The following is a 15,385-nucleotide window of genomic DNA, read 5'->3' on the forward strand; positions in this document are numbered from 1 at the left end:
CCGATGAGCGCCCGGATGAGCAGCGATCCGGCCGGCGCGGGCACGCGCCCGAGGCGGACGCCCGACCGCTGGCAGTTCTGGGGGCGCATGCTCGTGCTGCCCTACCTCCTGGTCTTCGTGATCTTCGTGCTCTACCCGCTGGGTTACGGGATGTGGCTGGCGCGTCATCCGTCCAGCTACGAAAGGCTGTTCGACGATCCGATCTTCCTGCGCAGCCTGATCAACACGCTGGTGTTCCTGGTCGTCGCGATCAACATCAAGATGGTGCTGGCGATGATGCTCTCGGGCTTCTTCGTGACCGAGCGCTGGTGGATCAGGATCCTGTCGCTGATCTTCATCCTGCCCTGGGCGCTGCCGTCGATCCCGACGATCCTGTCGGTGCGCTTCATGCTCAACCCCGAGTGGGGCGTGATCAACACGCTGATCTTCAATCTCACCGGGCTGGACGGCCCGAACTGGTTGAACCACCCGCCGCTGGCGCTCGGTTTCTCGATGCTCATGCATGTCTGGAAGTCGCTGCCGTTCTGGACCCTGATCCTGATCGCCGGGCGTCTGGCCATCCCTTCCGAGCAATACGAGGCCGCGTCGGTCGACGGCGCGACCCGCTGGCAGAAGTTCCGCTTCATCACCTGGCCGTCGCTGCGCACGCTCTACGTGACCTCGCTGATCCTGTCGATGATCTGGACGCTGGGCGACTTCAACAGCGTCTACCTGCTGACCGGCGGCGGCCCGGCCGACCTGACGCATGTCCTGGCGACCCTGGGCATCCGCTACCTGCGGCTCGACCAGGTCGATCTGTCGATGGCGTCCATCGTCGTCGCGCTGCCGCTCGTGCTGCCGCTTGTCTACATCATGATGAAGAGGTTGTCGAAATGAGCGGCGGAAAGCTGAACTGGACGACGGTGACCACCGAAGCCAAGCTGCTGCTGATCGGCATCCCGGTGCTGCTGTGGACCCTCATCCCGGTCTACCACCTGGTGCTGTTCGCGATCTCGCCCAAGGACCAGGCCACGACCGGCAAGCTGTGGCCCGACCACCCGACGCTGGAGAACTTCGAGAACGTCTTCGGCCAGAAGCACTTCTACCTCGACCACTTCTGGCTGCAGCTGGGCAATTCGGTGCTGATCGCCGTGGCGGTCGCGGCGATCACGCTGTTCGTCGCCACCTCGGCCGCGTTCGCGATCAGCCGGCTCAAGGTGCGCGGCGGGCGGACGGTGATGAACCTCGCCCTCTTCACCTACTTCATCCCGGCCGCGTTCCTCGCGGTGCCGATGTACAAGACCATGGGCAACTACGGGCTGCTGAACAGCCAGTGGGCGCTGATCCTCGCGATGGTGACGATCGCCTCGCCCTACTGCATCTGGGTGCTCAAGCAGGCGTCGGACAAGCTGCCTCCGGAGCTCGACGAAGCCGCGCGCATGGACGGTGCCTCGCCGCTGCAGTTGTTCCGACTGGTCTACCTGCCGCTGATGGTGCCCTCGCTGGTCGCGGTCGGCACGTACGCGCTGCTGCTGGCGTGGAACGAGTATCTGTACGCCTTCCTGCTGCTGTCCAACGACAGGAGCGTGACGCTGGCGGTCACGCTCGGCAACTTTCTCGCCGCCGACGATTCGCCGTGGGAGCTGCTGATGGCCACCGGCCTGATCTATGCGCTGCCGCCGGCGGCGATCTACTACGCCTTCAAGCGCTACATGGTGAGCGGCCTGACGGCCGGCGCCGTGAAGAGCTGAAGCGCCGCCGGCAAGACAGATCAACGAGGGGACGAGCCATGGCCACGGTGGGGTTTCACAAGATCGAGAAGACCTACGGCAACCGGGTCAAGGTGCTGCACGGCGTCAGCTTCGACATCGCCGAGGGCGAGTTCGTCGTGCTGGTCGGTCCGTCGGGCTGCGGCAAGTCGACGCTGCTGCGCATGCTCGCGGGCCTGGAGGACATCACCGGCGGCGAGATCACGATCGACGGCAAGGTCGTCAACGATCTGGAGTCGAAGGACCGCGACATCGCGATGGTGTTCCAGAGCTACGCGCTGTACCCGCACATGACGGTCGGGGAGAACATGGCGTTCAGCCTGAAACTGCGCAAGGCCGATGCGGCGCTCATCCACGAGCGGGTCGCCCGGGCCGCGAAGATCCTCAACCTCGACACCCTGCTGGACCGCCACCCGCGCGAGCTCTCCGGCGGCCAGCGCCAGCGCGTCGCGATGGGGCGCGCGATCGTGCGCGACCCGAAGGTCTTCCTGTTCGACGAGCCGCTGTCCAACCTCGACGCCAAGCTGCGCGTCGCGATGCGCGCCGAGATCAAGGCACTGCACCAGCGGCTCAGGACCACCACCGTCTACGTCACGCACGACCAGATCGAGGCGATGACGATGGCGGACCGCATCGTCGTGATGCACGACGGCATCATCGAGCAGATCGGCACGCCGCTCGATCTGTACGACCGGCCCGACAACCTGTTCGTCGCGCAATTCATCGGCTCGCCGGCGATGAACGTGCTCCCCGGCACGCTGCGCGGCAGCGGCGGCGCCACCGAGGTCCTGGCGGCCGGCACGCGGTGGCCGGTGCCGCCGCAGTTCGACGGCAGCGACGGGCAGGCCGTGCACTACGGCATCCGCCCGGGCGACATCCATCTGGCGCCGGAGGGCTCGGGCATTGCGGCGAAGGTCATCGTCGTCGAGGCCACCGGCGCCGAGACGGAGCTGCTGCTGCAGGTCGGCGACGCGCAGATCATCGCCGTGATCCACGGCCGCACCGCCGCACGGCCCGACGACACGCTCCACCTCGCCATCGACGTGGGCAAGGCGCATGTGTTCGACTCGGCCAGCGGCCACCGCCTGGGCTGACCTCGCCGGCGCACCCGCACCGCGTCCGGCCTGCCCGGTACCGTGGTCTACACTGGAGACAAGGGGGTCGTGAAGAGCAGACCAAAAGCTTGCCGATCGCGACGGCAGCGTGATCACCACGCTCTGAACACACATTCGCGATGATCAAGAACGTACACGGCGGCACCGTCGATCTGCTCGGCGAAGCGATCGTCACGGGCCGCTATCCCGTCGGCAGCTCGCTGCCGCCCGAACCGCTGCTGTGCGAAGAGCTCGGCGTGAGCCGCACGGTGATCCGCGAGGCGGTCAAGTCGCTGATTGCCAAGGGCCTGCTGGTGACCGGCCCGAAGGTCGGCACGCGGGTGCTCAACGAGGACCTGTGGAACTGGTTCGACCCCGACGTCGTGAGGTGGCAGTCCCGCGCCGGACTGTCGCGCGACTTCCTGCGTGATCTGCAGGAACTGCGCCGCCTTGTCGAGCCGGTCGCGGTGCGCCTGGCCGCGGCGCGCGCCACGGAGGAAGACATTGCCGAGATCGAGTCGGCCTACGCCGGCATGGTGCGGTCGGTGGAGGAAGGCGGCGACTACGTCACCCACGACCTGCGCTTTCATCATGGCCTGCTGCGCGCCTGCCACAACCGCATGGTCGCGCAGATGAGCAAGGCGCTGGACGCATTGCTGCGCACCAGCTTCGAGATCTCGAACTTGCGCCCGGACGGGCCGGCATCGTCGCTGCCGCTGCACCGCGCGGTGCTCGACGCGGTGATCGCGCGTGCGCCGCTGAAGGCCGAGCGCGCGATCGTCCAGTTGATCGACGGGGCGAACGAGGACATCGACGCAGTGCTGAACTCGCGCCGCAAGCTGCCGCAGCTGGGCCTGCCGGCGCCGCGGTTGAAGGCGCGGTCGGGCAAGACGGCGGCGCGGTAGGCGCAAACGCGGCGACGCGAAGCCCTCGCTGCGCGGCAGGCTCGTGCCGAGCCCGCTCGGCGGCGCGACGGCATGCCACTGCTGCCGCCCTCGCCGCCCAAAATGAAAAGGGCCCGGACGAAACGTCCGGGCCCTTTCAGGAAGATGGTGGGCCGGCGTCACGCGAACACTGCCCGCAAACCCGCATGGATGTTAAGTCTTGCTAAGTCACAGCCGTTTTGTTGTGCGGTCGGTTGTGCGGTCGATCGCCCGGCAGGCGCTGCATGCACGCCCCTCACACGACTGTGGCGCGGCGTCCTCATTTCGCACCCGGCGGTCGGCGGCGCGATTTCACGCCGCGTGATGCGAACAGTTCCGGCAGCCTGGCGCCGACGTCCCAATCCGGGATGGACGAGGTCGGCGGACGGATCATCGGCAACTTCTGCGACGCGGAGCGGCTGGCGTCCCGGAAGGCCGCGACGTCTGCCAAGTCGAACGAATGGCCCGGGCGCTGTAGCGGTAGCCACGTAAACGGCCGCTGCTGAAGAGGCGTAGACCATGCGGCGCGAGACACCGAGCAGCTCGGCCGACCCGGCGGCGTCGATCATGCAGCCTGGAGCGCTGGGGCCGTTCATGATGGTGGCGCCGGCGCTCAGGCAGGCGCCGTGACCAGCGGAATGACCAACGTCGAAACCCACACCGACAGCTTGCCGAAGAGGTACAGCAGGACGGCGACGCCCACGGTTTTCACGCCTTCTCGCATGAAGGACTGCACCCAGTGGTCACCCCCTCTGCTGAAGCGCACGTTGGGAAAAAGTGCCTCGATGCCGTCCATTGCCTGCCGCTGCAGGAAGGTCCACAGGTTGCTGTACGCCAGGAACCAAAGCCCGAACGCTACAGCGCGGGGGTACTCCATCCCCTTCAGCAGTGGCGCTGTCAGCACCGACAGCCAGAGAGCGAGAAGCAGACCAACGATGACGCCCAGGAACTGGAGCAGCAGGCCCGTCCATGGCATGCGGATCACGGCCGTGGCCGCGTCACGATGTCTCCGCAAGACCGTTTCCAGGGCGCCAAACGTGCTTTCAACCCAGTCCCGGTCCTCGCCCCCAACAATGATGTGCGAGGTGGTGTTGGCGCCGGCATCGAGCCGGATGTCCAGATGCTCGCCGACCAGATTGTTCGTCGCGTTGTGCCGCTTGCAAACAGCCTGCATTACGACACGCTCGACGTTCTGGGCGCGCTTGTAGTCGCCCCACGCCTCCTGCGCGCTGAGGCTTCGGTACCCACGCCCATCGAAGCGCACGATGTACCAGTGCAGGAGCTCTCGATCAGAGTCCTCTTGGCGAAGCGACCGGTTGTGCGACTGGATCCGTTCGGTGAACACCTGGTTCAGCTCCTGAATCGCATCCTCGGTCATCACCACATTCTTGATTGCCACATCTCGCAGAAAGCTCGCCATCGAGTACCCCTCCTCCGGGCGAGCAAATTCTAGAAGGCGCTGAAGGCCTTGGGCCGGCAGACCCCTTCACACCCCATCGCAACGTTCTGATGGATGCCGCACATCGGCAGGCCGGCCGCATGATTCCTGGACCGTCGGCCGGCTGAGCCTCCGCCGTTCCCCGATCGATTCCCCGACGCTCTGCGCGCAGAGCACCTATCCGGGCTGTCGGGTACCGGCATCAATGGCCGCAGCCAGGACAAGGCGCAGAGCGCTGACCCAGGCGGGCGTCGCGTCTGCGCCGGTGATGTGCTCGACCATCTGGAGCGCGCGGCGCTCGGCGGCGTCCCGCTGCGACTGCACGGGTCTGTCCCGTGCGCCGCAGCCCGCCATTGCGTCCTCTGCGCTCACAAGCCTCAAGGGACCAGCGCCGCGGCCGTAAACAGCTACGCTACGCGGATGGCAAGAACTTCAAGCACCTCGGCACTGGAGGAAAAAGTCGCTGACCTTCAGCGAAGGCTTCAGCGCACGCAGTTCCAGATGCTCTCGCTATGCGGGGAGCGAATGGCCGACAAGATCGACGCATGGCTCTCCGTCTACACGATCGAGGACTTCGATGACTGGATGGAGTGGCTCAGCAAGGCGGCGACCACAGCCGCTCGGCCGAGCGCGACCATGGATCGTCGAGCCCGCTGCCCGATCTGTGACGCATCTCCGTTTGCCACTCACGGATTTAGGCTACCACTAGGTTTGGTTCGGCATGTGCGCGGCTCGCATGGGCAACCGCAATGCGTCATCGCCGAAGCGGCGCAAGATCTCGCTTTGGCTGCAGTCCGAGAACGAAGCGACGGGAAATGGCGCCCTCTTCTACGTAGCGAGATGTTCGAAGTAGAGAAGCCGTGGGCTCGACAAGAGGAAAGGCCAGGAATCGCGCTCGACCTCGCGCAGCCCCAAAGCGCAGAAGTCATCCCCTTGCGCAGACGCCCCGCCGCAGATACGACCTGAGGTGAGCGCCGACAGTGCGCGCGCCCTATGACTTACGCCTTCGGTTCCCTGTGTTTGGAGGCGCCGGAAGCCTCGATACAGGCAAGGCCGCAGCAAAGGTCTCAAGTTCAGACCACAGCCATCCGACGCGGTTTGCAGAGATCAGACGCGGCTGCGGCATGCGCCCCTCCCGAACTGCCTTCAGAAACGTTGGGATGCTCAAGGTCAGGGCCGCCGCAGCTTCCTCACGGGTCACGAGCAAGGGCGGCAGCGCTCGCCTGGGTTGGTCGCCGGCCCTGATTTCACGCATCCCATCCCCCTCCCCACGCCGTTGAAGGTTTGATCGTGGCATCGTCCGGGGCACAGGTCTGCCCGGGGTTGCCCGAGAGACGGGTTGCGACGGGGGCGCCGATCGGGTGCGTACCGGACTGCGTACCGCGTACCGATTTCGTCTTCGGCGAAGGGCCAACCGGCACGTGATGTGCCGGCCGTCGTCAGTCAGGAAAGTTCCGAAACTGCGCACTTACGGCGGTCAGCTTCGAAGCTGATAGCTAGGATTCATGCGGCCTACCGGCCAGGTCCGGTGCGAACTTTCGGTTTCGGAACTTGGCATGCTTTGCAGGGATCCGCAGTCCCTGGCCTGGCCGGGTCACAGGGTGCAACCGCGGGGTGTAACCATGGCGTGTAACCTCGGCGTAGTTGAATCCGCCGCTAAAGCGGTCTTCAATGTCCTACATGACTGCTCAGCCGCCCCTCTCCGCAAAGTACACGGGCTCGCCTCTACCGTTGAGTACGCGCAGGATGCGCACGGCAAGATGGCCGTCGACCAGTTGTTCTCCCCGCCATTCAGCATAGCCAGGAGGGCACCCTGGGCGCGGAGGCGTGAACGTCAAGAACTCGATCACGGTAATCGACGCACTACTCCAGTTCTTGTTGCGCTGCTGGTGTTCGAAGGAGCCGACGTAGGCCCGCACGGCAGGATCGTCGTTAGCCATGTTGTTCCCAGCCGCAGTCCCCCGAAAGCTCGCGCTTTGCACGATGCTGTGCAGCCCACCCTTGTTGAGCTTATGGACAAAGGGCCCAAAGTGAATTTCGGTACTCATGCGCTTGCTCCGTTTTCTGACAAGAACTTGATGGTGCGCTCGGATCACCGCCCCCCATTTCCGGTCGGGTTCGGGCCTGCGGAGATGCGTCATGCTGCCGTTCGTTCTCCTGCTTGCTCTTGCGTTCAGCCTCTAGCTTCTCGCGCTCTTCCTCCTCGCGCCTCGCGAGATTTGGAAGGACCAGGACTGCGACGAACCCGATCAGCGGTGACAGCACGATCGGCAGGAGACAGAAGCCCACGCCGCTTCGTCCACGCTCCGTTGCCAACCAGCCCAAGGCGAGTGCAAGAAGCGCCCATACGACCACGACCTCCATGCCTGACCCTCCACTTGTTATGTGACCGGTTCATAACATGGCTGTGGCACGGTCGCCTCCTAAAGATTGATGACGGCGGTCTCGAAGTGCTCGGCGGGCATCGCCGCGAGTTGCTGAAGGCGGCTGGATTCGCTTTTCGTGATGCCGATCTCTGCCAGCGTGGGCGGATGCTGGTCGCCGCATGCGACTTGCTTCCCGCGCCCATGCTCGGACCGAGTAGCGCGCTCGCCCTCCCCAGCGGCCTTGGTAAACATCTTGCCGGCCTTGCGCTGGGCGCGCACTCGGATCTCCGAGGCCTGTTCGCCAGGTTTCATCCACGGCGAGCCATCCACTGAAATCTCACCCGACACACTTCCGCGCCGGCGTAGCAATGCCCGCAATATTGCGGTGATTGCGCCTGCTCGAAGGTGAGCAGACGGTTGGCGCACCGTCTGCGCAAAATTGCGCAGACGGTCTTCCACCGCGGCGAATCTAGCAAGCGAGATCACCTAGCCCTTCAAGGGTGACATCACCTTGAGAGCGACTGCTTCGGGACCTCCATGCGCCTCGGTAAAGCGCGACCACTTGGACTGCGCTGCTTCGGAGGCGATGGCGGCGCCTCGATCGTCTTTGGGGATAGATCGGTCTGCCGCGAGCGTACGGACCGCCATCAGAAACTCATAGTATTGCTGCCCGTGGTCCTCCATCGGTCCCAGATCCGTCGCGACCGTCGAAGGTGTCCAGTCGAGGATGTCTGCGCCGCCAAGCTCCTTCCAAGTCTTCAGCACGAGGGACCAGTGTCCATGCCATGGCTCTTTGGCGTACGCCGGAGGCTCCTTGGCAAGGTTCTTGTGCACTTTGCCGTGTTTCCTAAGCACCGAGAGCGGCGTCCTCAGTTGCAGCGTGGCTCTGAACTCCAGACCCTTGATGAGGTCAGCATTTGCTCTGGCAGACCCCAACGGGTCTCCGGAGTGAGCATTAGGCGGATTGGGACCACCAGCCACAAGCAATTCGGCGAGCTTCGCCTCCACGCTGTCGAGGCGCTCGAGCTTCAGAAACGGGTGCCGGCCCGCGAGTTCCTGCAGCTCTTCCAGAAGCCGTACCGCCGCTCGAGCGCGTACCGCTCGCATCTGTGAGTTGTCGACAGCTTCCGCAAAGCGCAACGCCTCATTCACCCTGTCTGCAAGTAATAGCGCCTTGTCGATCACGTCCTGCATCCGTGCCCTCCTCCATGCCTGCGGGTTCATAGCACAGGTGGAAGGCCGAGTGCCTCCTACAAACTGATGAGGCTGCCCAATGGGCTCAGCAGGCATTGCGGCGAGCTGCTGGTAGCGGCTGGACTCTCTCTTGCTAAGGCCCATTTCAGCCAGCGTTGGCGGCACCTCGGTCGCATCGTTGGACCGAGCTTTCATCGCGTGCCCACCGTTGCGAAGCTCGGAGTGCGACAGCAACTCGCCGCAGCGGCGCTCCGCGCGCACCTTGATCTCTCTTGCCATCTGGATCAGTGCCGAATCCTTGGCTTACCGCGCTTATGCGGCCATGCCGCTGTAGCCGACGCACTTCTGCGTCGGCTGAGAGATAGCCGCAAAAGTGCGGAGATTGCGCGCGCCCATCCTTGGGCAGACGGTTTGGAGACCATCCTCTGTGCGATTTCCAAATCCTCACGCAGGAGCGCAGCCTCGCTCTAACTGAGCAAACTGAGATTTCCCCACTTTCCCTGGCGGCAACGGGACCGCGCCCAGCTCCAAATACGGGAATCTCCCGTATTTGAAGAACGACGCGCTTGGCCTCAAGCAAACCGGGATCCTCCCGGTTTGGTTGGGCACTCTGGCGAGTGTGTGGGCATGCGGTGATTTCCGCAAAGGCCCGGCTTCGAGATCATCGATCCCCGAACCTGGGGAAGCAAACCGGCCGAGGTGGCGCTGCTGGGCCCCGGAACACTTCTTTTGACTGTCTTCGTAGCATTCCGTGATGACCCGTCATGCCCAGGGGATCGCCGGAGGCGCGGCAGTGGAGGAGGAACTACCCACATGACAGATCTGGAACTCGAAACCCACATCAACGTTCTGTCGGCGGCCATCGCGTGCATCGCGGTGGAAGCGAGCAAGACGGATGAGGTCACGAAGGCGCTCAAGGCGCTGGCCGCAACTCAACCGGAGGCGAGGGGCGCAACGGAAGCACTGCAGTCCGCCCTGACGTCGGCAGAGAAATCACGGCACGAAACCATGGTGGCGCGCATGATGGGAGGGTCGATCTGACCTTCTCCCCAATATCGGGGAGAAGGTTTTTTCCGATTCTGGAAAGACCCTCGTCAGGCTGGCCCATGGCGGCGGGCCATTTCGGTAGCGAGCCGACTTCGAAGCTTGGAAATTCTGGATCCTTCGGCGCGACCAAGCTCGCGAGTGAAGACACCCGTCGGCTGAACTTTCAGCAGACGGGTGCAGTTCCCAGGCGATGCGATCAAGCGAGCCTCGGCACTCCCGCGGAAGGGTAAGGCGTGTCGGCGTTGACCGGCGATCCGCCACTGCGGTTGCGCCTGTGGAGGACGTCTGCGCAAAGTTGCGCAGACGTCCTCTCTGGGACAGCGAGTTCTGCGGGGCCGTCGCCCGCCCCCTTCAGACCTCGACGCGCTCGTGTCTCAGGACCATGCAGTGAAGGCAGATCAGCGCCTTCGTGCCGCCGACGTGCTTGCCGGCCGGCGTGACGTTGACCCCCACTCGGGTCTCGATGAACTCTCCCGACCCGCATCGATTGCAGGTCAGCATGTGCCGCGGCGCGGCTGCAGCGACCCGGCGCCTCACTTTCTCGGCAGGCGTCGGCTCGGGCTCGGGTGTGGGTGGTACCAGCTTCAGCGTCACGCCGCTATGGTACGGCGTCGATGGCTTGCGAGGGCATGGCTAGTGACGGCGACCGGGCATGTCCTCCATAACCCGTCTCAGCCAGTCCGATGTCCCCTTGCGTCCCTTTTCTAGCCGAGCCGCGTGCATCTTCAAAGGTGCTTGGCGGATCTTCGGCTGGATGGTTGCGACGAACTCTTGAAGAGCAACAACGAGCTTTTCGACGGCCTCAGCATCAATCTTCACGGTGTCACGCGCGGGTGCCATCTCCGCAATGATTTGGTCTATCACGTCGATGGTGCGGCGCGTCGGTGCGCTCTTGCGCTTGTCCATCTTCATTCTCCTGACGTTGGTGGTCGTGGGTGCGGTGGCGGGCCTCAGAGCGCAGCCTTGGCGCGCTGACGCACAGCGTCGCGCTTGATGGAGGCAGCCAGGCTCAGACGACCAACGGCCTTCGCCTTGCGCCGCGGCTGCGGAGCGCGCTTAGCTTCCTTGGCTTGGCGGGCGACTGCGATGTTGATGATTTGGGCCATGACGTTCTCCGTGTGTGTGGATGAAATATAGATTCCACACCATGTGGATGTCAAATAGATTCTTTGTAAAGATTCTGTTTGATGTCCACAATGAGGCATGGCCACTGATCGACACCAAGCCCCGTCCTATCCCCTTCGCCTTGACGAAGACTTGCGCACGCAGCTGCAGGCCGCGGCGGAAGAGAAGCAGCGTTCACTGAATGCGGAGATCCAGGCGAGGCTGAAGAAGTCACTGGAGCTCGACGGCGTTGGCGGAAGCAAAGCGTCGGTCGCTGCGCGCCTGCTCAAGACCTTGGCTGACGCCGACGCCCTCGCGCGCCAGCTCGCAAACAAGGCCAGCTGAATCGCGGCTGAGCCGTCCTCCCGATCAGCGCCCTCCAAGTGAGCCGAAGCTGCGCACCGGCTCGGACCTCCGTCGATCGAAGTCCAGGCGCACTAGCGCTCGGCCTCTCACTTCGACCGAGAATCGCAGTAGGTTGCTTCTCATCGCTTCGCTGACTCGGCCCTATGCAGGTCAAAACGCTCTGAGAGCGGTCTGCCGCAGCTCAACCGGAGCTTCATCCGATCTTCCTCAGCTAGGATCGCGGCGTCTCCGGCGGAAGCCGGCTTGAGTCTGCCGCTTGAAGCAAAGCGGCAGCGGTCCGGAATGGCGATTCCAAAGCCTTCCCCGGGCGTCAGAGAGCCCCGCTTGCGGGGCTTTTCTTTTCCCGGTCATGGGCATGTCTCCCGACAGTGGAAACAGGCCCTTCCGTGGATACCGCGTGGATACCACGCACTGGATACCTCACCGCGGTCGAGTTCACGGAGAACGGCTGGTTCAACGTATCCGGCCGGCCAAGCTGAGGCGGCGAAGACGGCGGCGTGCTGGCGCTCCCGAGCAGGTGATGCGAGTCTTACGGGACCACCATTCCAAAGCTTGTCAGACGTGTCCTGCATGCGAACAAGATCACCTCCGGCCTGACCTACCCGAGGGGCTTGGCAACATCACGCGCATCCAGGTGATTTGCCGTCATGAGTTCAGAGACCGACCCGCGGGACAAAGCCCCGCACATGCCACGCCACGATGCACGGGTACAGACGCAGGGATTTGCGTCGGGCGGACATGGACGCGACATCTTCTTCGCCGCAGTGCAGGCGACACGCATGCCGATGGTCGTCGCCGACCCGCGCCAGCCGGACGCGCCACTGGTGTTCGCGAATCAGGCATTCCTTGAAATGACGGGGTACGCCCTCGAAGAGATCCTCGGTCGAAACTGCCGCTTTCTTCAAGGGCCGGAGACCGATCCGGGCACGGTGGCGCTCATCCGCGAGGCCCTGAAATCCGAGCGCGAGTTGACGGTCGAGCTGCTGAACTATCGCAAGGACGGATCAACCTTCTGGAACGCGCTCTTCCTGACGCCGGTGCGCAGCGAGGACGGCGAGCTGATCTACTACTTCTCATCCCAGCTTGACGTCAGTCGGCGGCGCGATGCGGAAGCTGCATTGCGCCAGGCGCAGAAGATGGAGGCATTGGGCCAACTGACCGGCGGCATCGCGCACGACTTCAACAACCTGCTACAGGTCATTACTGGCAATGCCGAGATTGCGGCTCATCGCGCGCGGTCGGCCGCGCCGGAAGACGCGTTGCTTGCGAGATCGATCGCCAACGTCAGAGCGGCGGCGTCGCGGTCCGGCGCATTGACTCAGCAACTGCTTGCGTTCGCCCGAAAGCAGCAGCTTCAAGGCCGTGTGGTGAACGTCAACGAGACCATTTCAAGAACTGCGGACATGGCTGCGAACTCGCTCAGTGACGTGCGGGTGGTTCTTGAGCTCGATCCCTTGCTGGCGAACGCCCGTGTCGACCCCTCGCAGTTTGAGACGGCGCTGTTGAATCTCATGGTGAATGCTAGAGACGCTATGCCACGCGGCGGCCGCATCTGGATCCGGTCAGCGAATCTCCGCGCGAACCAGGAGGACGCCGCTAGCCATGGCCTCGCGTTGCCCGGTGACTACGTGACGGTCTCCGTCAGCGATGAGGGCGTCGGCATCGCTGCGCCGATCCTGGCTAGGGTGATGGACCCGTTTTTTACGACAAAAGCAGAGAGCGGGGGTACCGGACTGGGCCTCTCCATGGTGTACGGCTTCGCTAAGCAAAGCGGCGGCGCGGCCACGATCTACTCGGAGGAAAGGGTAGGCACCACTGTGCGCCTCTATTTTCCGGCGATTGCGGACTCCGCCGCAACCACAGAAGTTCCGAAGATCCAGCCGAGGGCCGGCCAAGGCGAGCAAATTCTCGTCGTGGATGACCGACCGGAGGTCGCGCAGACCGCCGCGGCGATGCTGGAGGCCGCCGGCTACACATGTTCAGTCGCCCACAGCGCGCAGGAGGCGATGCAGTCGCTCCGGCAGCATCCCGACGTGAAACTCTTGCTGACCGACATCATCATGCCCGGCAGCAAGAACGGGGTCTTGCTCGCGCAGGATGCGCAGCGGCTGAAGTCCTCGCTCAAGGTGCTGCTCATGACCGGGTTTGCAGACGGCAGCCCGGGTCGATGGGGCGGAGAGAGCTACGACATCGTCTTCAAGCCGTTCACGTCGGAAGACCTGCGCATTAGGGTTCGTCGGGCGCTAGATGGCCAAGCTTAGAAGACTCTCCCTGTCCTCACAAGTCGACTCTACAGCTACAGACACGACATAGATCACAGTGGCGGGCCGATAAAATACTGTATAAATATACAGTATGCTCTGCCTCGCCACCCCCCTCTTTCGCCGCGGACGAAAGCTGCCTGCTGACCGCCACCCTGCAATCACGAAGGGCGGTCGCTTCCGCCTGACGGAGGTCTTCGACTCCGACTCCCGCCGGACCGTACGCGTTGCCCGGGTGCTTCCGATCTCCGCACCAGACCGCGATGTGGACAAGGACGAGTTGCTGCCGCTGTGGGATGCGGAAGTGATCTACGCGCGCGGCGCCTTCTGGTCGGTTACCGGCATCGAGCGCGAGGTAATCGATGGGGTGGAGGTTTCGCTGCGGCAGACTTGGGCCCTACGGGAGTTGCCCGCTGAGGTTTGCGAGGAGATCGAGTCTTCGCACGCTTCGGGGCAGCTCACTGGCATTCCGATCACCATGTGGGGCATGACTGGCGTGCCTTCGACGCCGCCAGCACCGATCGATCCGCGGGAATGCAGCGGGCCGCGGATGGAGCGGGCGCCTCGCCAAGCGGACAGGAAGACGCCATGACGTACTCAATCGGGATGCACCAGGTCGTTGTGCTCGAGCGCGACCTTGACGGCGCCGAGCGCACGATCCGCCGCGTGCTGGAGCAGCACCTCGGCGGCGCCGCAGACGTCGTCGAGGCTTTCCTCGCCGCCGGCGGAGAGGACTACGGGATCAGGCCAACAGCGGGTGCCGCCAGCGAGCGCTGGCGCGACGCGACGCTCGCCGCGTTAGATGCGGCCCACTTGGAGTTCCCGGCGCTTGTGCTGCGCATGGATGTCGAGGACCTCGAGGAGGCCATGGCTGACGAGCACGTAACCATCCGCTCGTAGGCGCACCTTGCTCGATCGTGCCCCCCGGAATATGGGGGCACGAGTTGCGGTTGCAGTCGGGCTACCACCTTATCCTCCCCCCGCCGTTAAATTGGTGGCAACAAGGCGTTGATCCCGTCTCATTGCCCATCGGCGTGGCTGCCAATCACAAGACGACTTCATCCCTGGGAGGGGAAATGATTCGGAAAATTGCCAATGTCTCGCAGACGATGTTCAAGTGCTTTGCCGCAAGCGCGCTACTTGCAATGACCGTGCCGGCCACTGCAGCTATCGTGGTGCACACATCAGACTTCATCTCGAATGACAGCCGCACAGGATTCAATGGGTTTGAGGCGATGAAGTCGGAACTGGTGCGGACCAGAACCCACACGGAAGGCGGCATCAGGGTCGATCATGTTGGAAAGCCGGTGGAGATCTGGACCGCCATGAACTTGAGCCGTCTGGGCTTTGAGGGGCAGCGATCCTGGTATCCCACCCTGCTGGATCTGAGCCAGCCCGAGCAGTCCGGCTATGAACGAATTATCCTAACCTCCGGCGCCGACTTCGACTCCGTCGGCTTCTTGGTCGGAACGGGATACGGCGTCTCGTGCCCTCGGGGCTGTGACGACGTTGCCGCGCTGCTTACTCTTCACTATGCGCTGTTCAAAGACGGATTGAGCGTTGCGTCCGGTGTTCTGGCGCACCACCCGGACGCGCATTACGTTGGCTTCTCCGGCGGCGGTTTTGACGAGATCCGGTTGTGGGATAACCCGGTCATGTCACCGCAGGGTCAAAGTGCGCTGATTCTCGACTCGATCGAAGTGGCTCGTGCCGTCCCGGAACCCACCACAGCACTTCTCATGTTGACCGGACTGGGGCTTCTAGTGCAACAACGCCGAAATAGGCGCAAGCAGCAGCATTGAACCTGCACCGGGCGGCCTCCTATCGCTTTCCCGCCCGGCCCA

Annotated in this window: 18 protein-coding genes; 11 read left to right on the forward strand and 7 right to left on the reverse strand. The window is 63.8% G+C overall.

From position 1 onward, the window contains the following. Positions 1–15 precede the first annotated feature (15 nt). The 4 genes from ACQ4L4_RS11365 to ACQ4L4_RS11380 all read left to right on the forward strand — a co-directional run bounded on the left by ACQ4L4_RS11365 (position 16) and on the right by ACQ4L4_RS11380 (position 3,747). Positions 16–876, forward strand: coding sequence for a carbohydrate ABC transporter permease (locus tag ACQ4L4_RS11365; protein ID WP_431104920.1), 861 nt, complete (start codon positions 16–18; stop codon positions 874–876). Continuing rightward, the gene (locus ACQ4L4_RS11370; RefSeq protein WP_431104343.1) at positions 873–1,730 is read left to right on the forward strand and encodes a carbohydrate ABC transporter permease; all 858 of its coding nucleotides are present in this window, start codon (positions 873–875) and stop codon (positions 1,728–1,730) included. Before ACQ4L4_RS11365 ends, ACQ4L4_RS11370 begins: the two co-directional genes overlap by 4 nt. 38 nt (positions 1,731–1,768) lie before the next feature. Continuing rightward, a complete protein-coding gene (locus ACQ4L4_RS11375; RefSeq protein WP_431104344.1) occupies positions 1,769–2,842 on the forward strand; it encodes an ABC transporter ATP-binding protein in 1,074 nt (357 codons plus the stop codon). A 140-nt stretch (positions 2,843–2,982) separates the two neighbouring features. Beyond that, complete coding sequence (locus tag ACQ4L4_RS11380; protein ID WP_431104345.1) at positions 2,983–3,747, forward strand: FadR/GntR family transcriptional regulator; 765 nt, start codon at positions 2,983–2,985, stop codon at positions 3,745–3,747. A gap of 631 nt (positions 3,748–4,378) precedes the next feature. On the opposite strand, the gene ACQ4L4_RS11385 is transcribed toward ACQ4L4_RS11380, so the two are convergent. Then, the gene (locus ACQ4L4_RS11385; protein ID WP_431104346.1) at positions 4,379–5,185 is read right to left on the reverse strand and encodes a hypothetical protein; all 807 of its coding nucleotides are present in this window, start codon (positions 5,183–5,185) and stop codon (positions 4,379–4,381) included. Positions 5,186–5,728: 543 nt separating this feature from the next. Here ACQ4L4_RS11385 and ACQ4L4_RS11390 point away from each other — a divergent pair. After that, entirely contained in the window at positions 5,729–6,169 is a 441-nt protein-coding gene (locus ACQ4L4_RS11390) for a hypothetical protein (protein WP_431104347.1), read from the forward strand. Between the two features lie 722 nt (positions 6,170–6,891). Here ACQ4L4_RS11390 and ACQ4L4_RS11395 read toward each other — a convergent pair. The 3 genes from ACQ4L4_RS11395 to ACQ4L4_RS11405 all read right to left on the reverse strand — a co-directional run bounded on the left by ACQ4L4_RS11395 (position 6,892) and on the right by ACQ4L4_RS11405 (position 9,042). Next, positions 6,892–7,251 carry a hypothetical protein gene (locus tag ACQ4L4_RS11395; RefSeq protein ID WP_431104348.1) on the reverse strand — a complete coding sequence of 120 codons (360 nt, stop codon included), beginning with the start codon at positions 7,249–7,251 and terminating at the stop codon, positions 6,892–6,894. Positions 7,252–7,626: 375 nt separating this feature from the next. Beyond that, positions 7,627–8,055, reverse strand: coding sequence for a hypothetical protein (locus tag ACQ4L4_RS11400; RefSeq protein WP_431104349.1), 429 nt, complete (start codon positions 8,053–8,055; stop codon positions 7,627–7,629). Beyond that, positions 8,056–9,042 (reverse strand): hypothetical protein, encoded by a 987-nt coding sequence (locus tag ACQ4L4_RS11405; protein WP_431104350.1) that lies wholly within the window; start codon positions 9,040–9,042, stop codon positions 8,056–8,058. Between the two features lie 534 nt (positions 9,043–9,576). Here ACQ4L4_RS11405 and ACQ4L4_RS11410 point away from each other — a divergent pair. Continuing rightward, entirely contained in the window at positions 9,577–9,804 is a 228-nt protein-coding gene (locus ACQ4L4_RS11410) for a hypothetical protein (protein WP_431104351.1), read from the forward strand. Between the two features lie 357 nt (positions 9,805–10,161). Here ACQ4L4_RS11410 and ACQ4L4_RS11415 read toward each other — a convergent pair whose 3' ends face one another. From ACQ4L4_RS11415 to ACQ4L4_RS11425, 3 genes are read right to left on the reverse strand one after another with little or no spacing between them, the layout of a single operon-like run. Beyond that, positions 10,162–10,404 carry a hypothetical protein gene (locus tag ACQ4L4_RS11415; RefSeq protein WP_431104352.1) on the reverse strand — a complete coding sequence of 81 codons (243 nt, stop codon included), beginning with the start codon at positions 10,402–10,404 and terminating at the stop codon, positions 10,162–10,164. 39 nt (positions 10,405–10,443) lie between these two features. Continuing rightward, positions 10,444–10,716 carry a hypothetical protein gene (locus ACQ4L4_RS11420; protein ID WP_431104353.1) on the reverse strand — a complete coding sequence of 91 codons (273 nt, stop codon included), beginning with the start codon at positions 10,714–10,716 and terminating at the stop codon, positions 10,444–10,446. Between the two features lie 44 nt (positions 10,717–10,760). Continuing rightward, complete coding sequence (locus ACQ4L4_RS11425) at positions 10,761–10,916, reverse strand: hypothetical protein (protein WP_431104354.1); 156 nt, start codon at positions 10,914–10,916, stop codon at positions 10,761–10,763. A gap of 97 nt (positions 10,917–11,013) precedes the next feature. On the opposite strand from ACQ4L4_RS11425, the gene ACQ4L4_RS11430 reads away from it, so the two are divergent. From ACQ4L4_RS11430 to ACQ4L4_RS11450, 5 genes are all read left to right on the forward strand, one after another. After that, entirely contained in the window at positions 11,014–11,259 is a 246-nt protein-coding gene (locus ACQ4L4_RS11430) for an Arc family DNA-binding protein (protein WP_431104355.1), read from the forward strand. 668 nt (positions 11,260–11,927) lie between these two features. After that, entirely contained in the window at positions 11,928–13,541 is a 1,614-nt protein-coding gene (locus ACQ4L4_RS11435) for a histidine kinase famiy protein (protein ID WP_431104356.1), read from the forward strand. Positions 13,542–13,635: 94 nt separating this feature from the next. Then, positions 13,636–14,133, forward strand: a complete 498-nt coding sequence (locus ACQ4L4_RS11440; protein WP_431104357.1) for a hypothetical protein — start codon at positions 13,636–13,638, stop codon at positions 14,131–14,133. Next, entirely contained in the window at positions 14,130–14,441 is a 312-nt protein-coding gene (locus tag ACQ4L4_RS11445) for a hypothetical protein (protein ID WP_431104358.1), read from the forward strand. Before ACQ4L4_RS11440 ends, ACQ4L4_RS11445 begins: the two co-directional genes overlap by 4 nt. 50 nt (positions 14,442–14,491) lie before the next feature. Next, positions 14,492–15,343: a PEP-CTERM sorting domain-containing protein gene (locus tag ACQ4L4_RS11450; protein ID WP_431104359.1), complete on the forward strand. Its 852-nt coding sequence runs from the start codon at positions 14,492–14,494 to the stop codon at positions 15,341–15,343. Positions 15,344–15,385 lie beyond the last annotated feature (42 nt).

This window comes from Roseateles noduli (genome assembly GCF_050626985.1).
Lineage (GTDB): Bacteria > Pseudomonadota > Gammaproteobacteria > Burkholderiales > Burkholderiaceae_C > Roseateles > Roseateles noduli_A.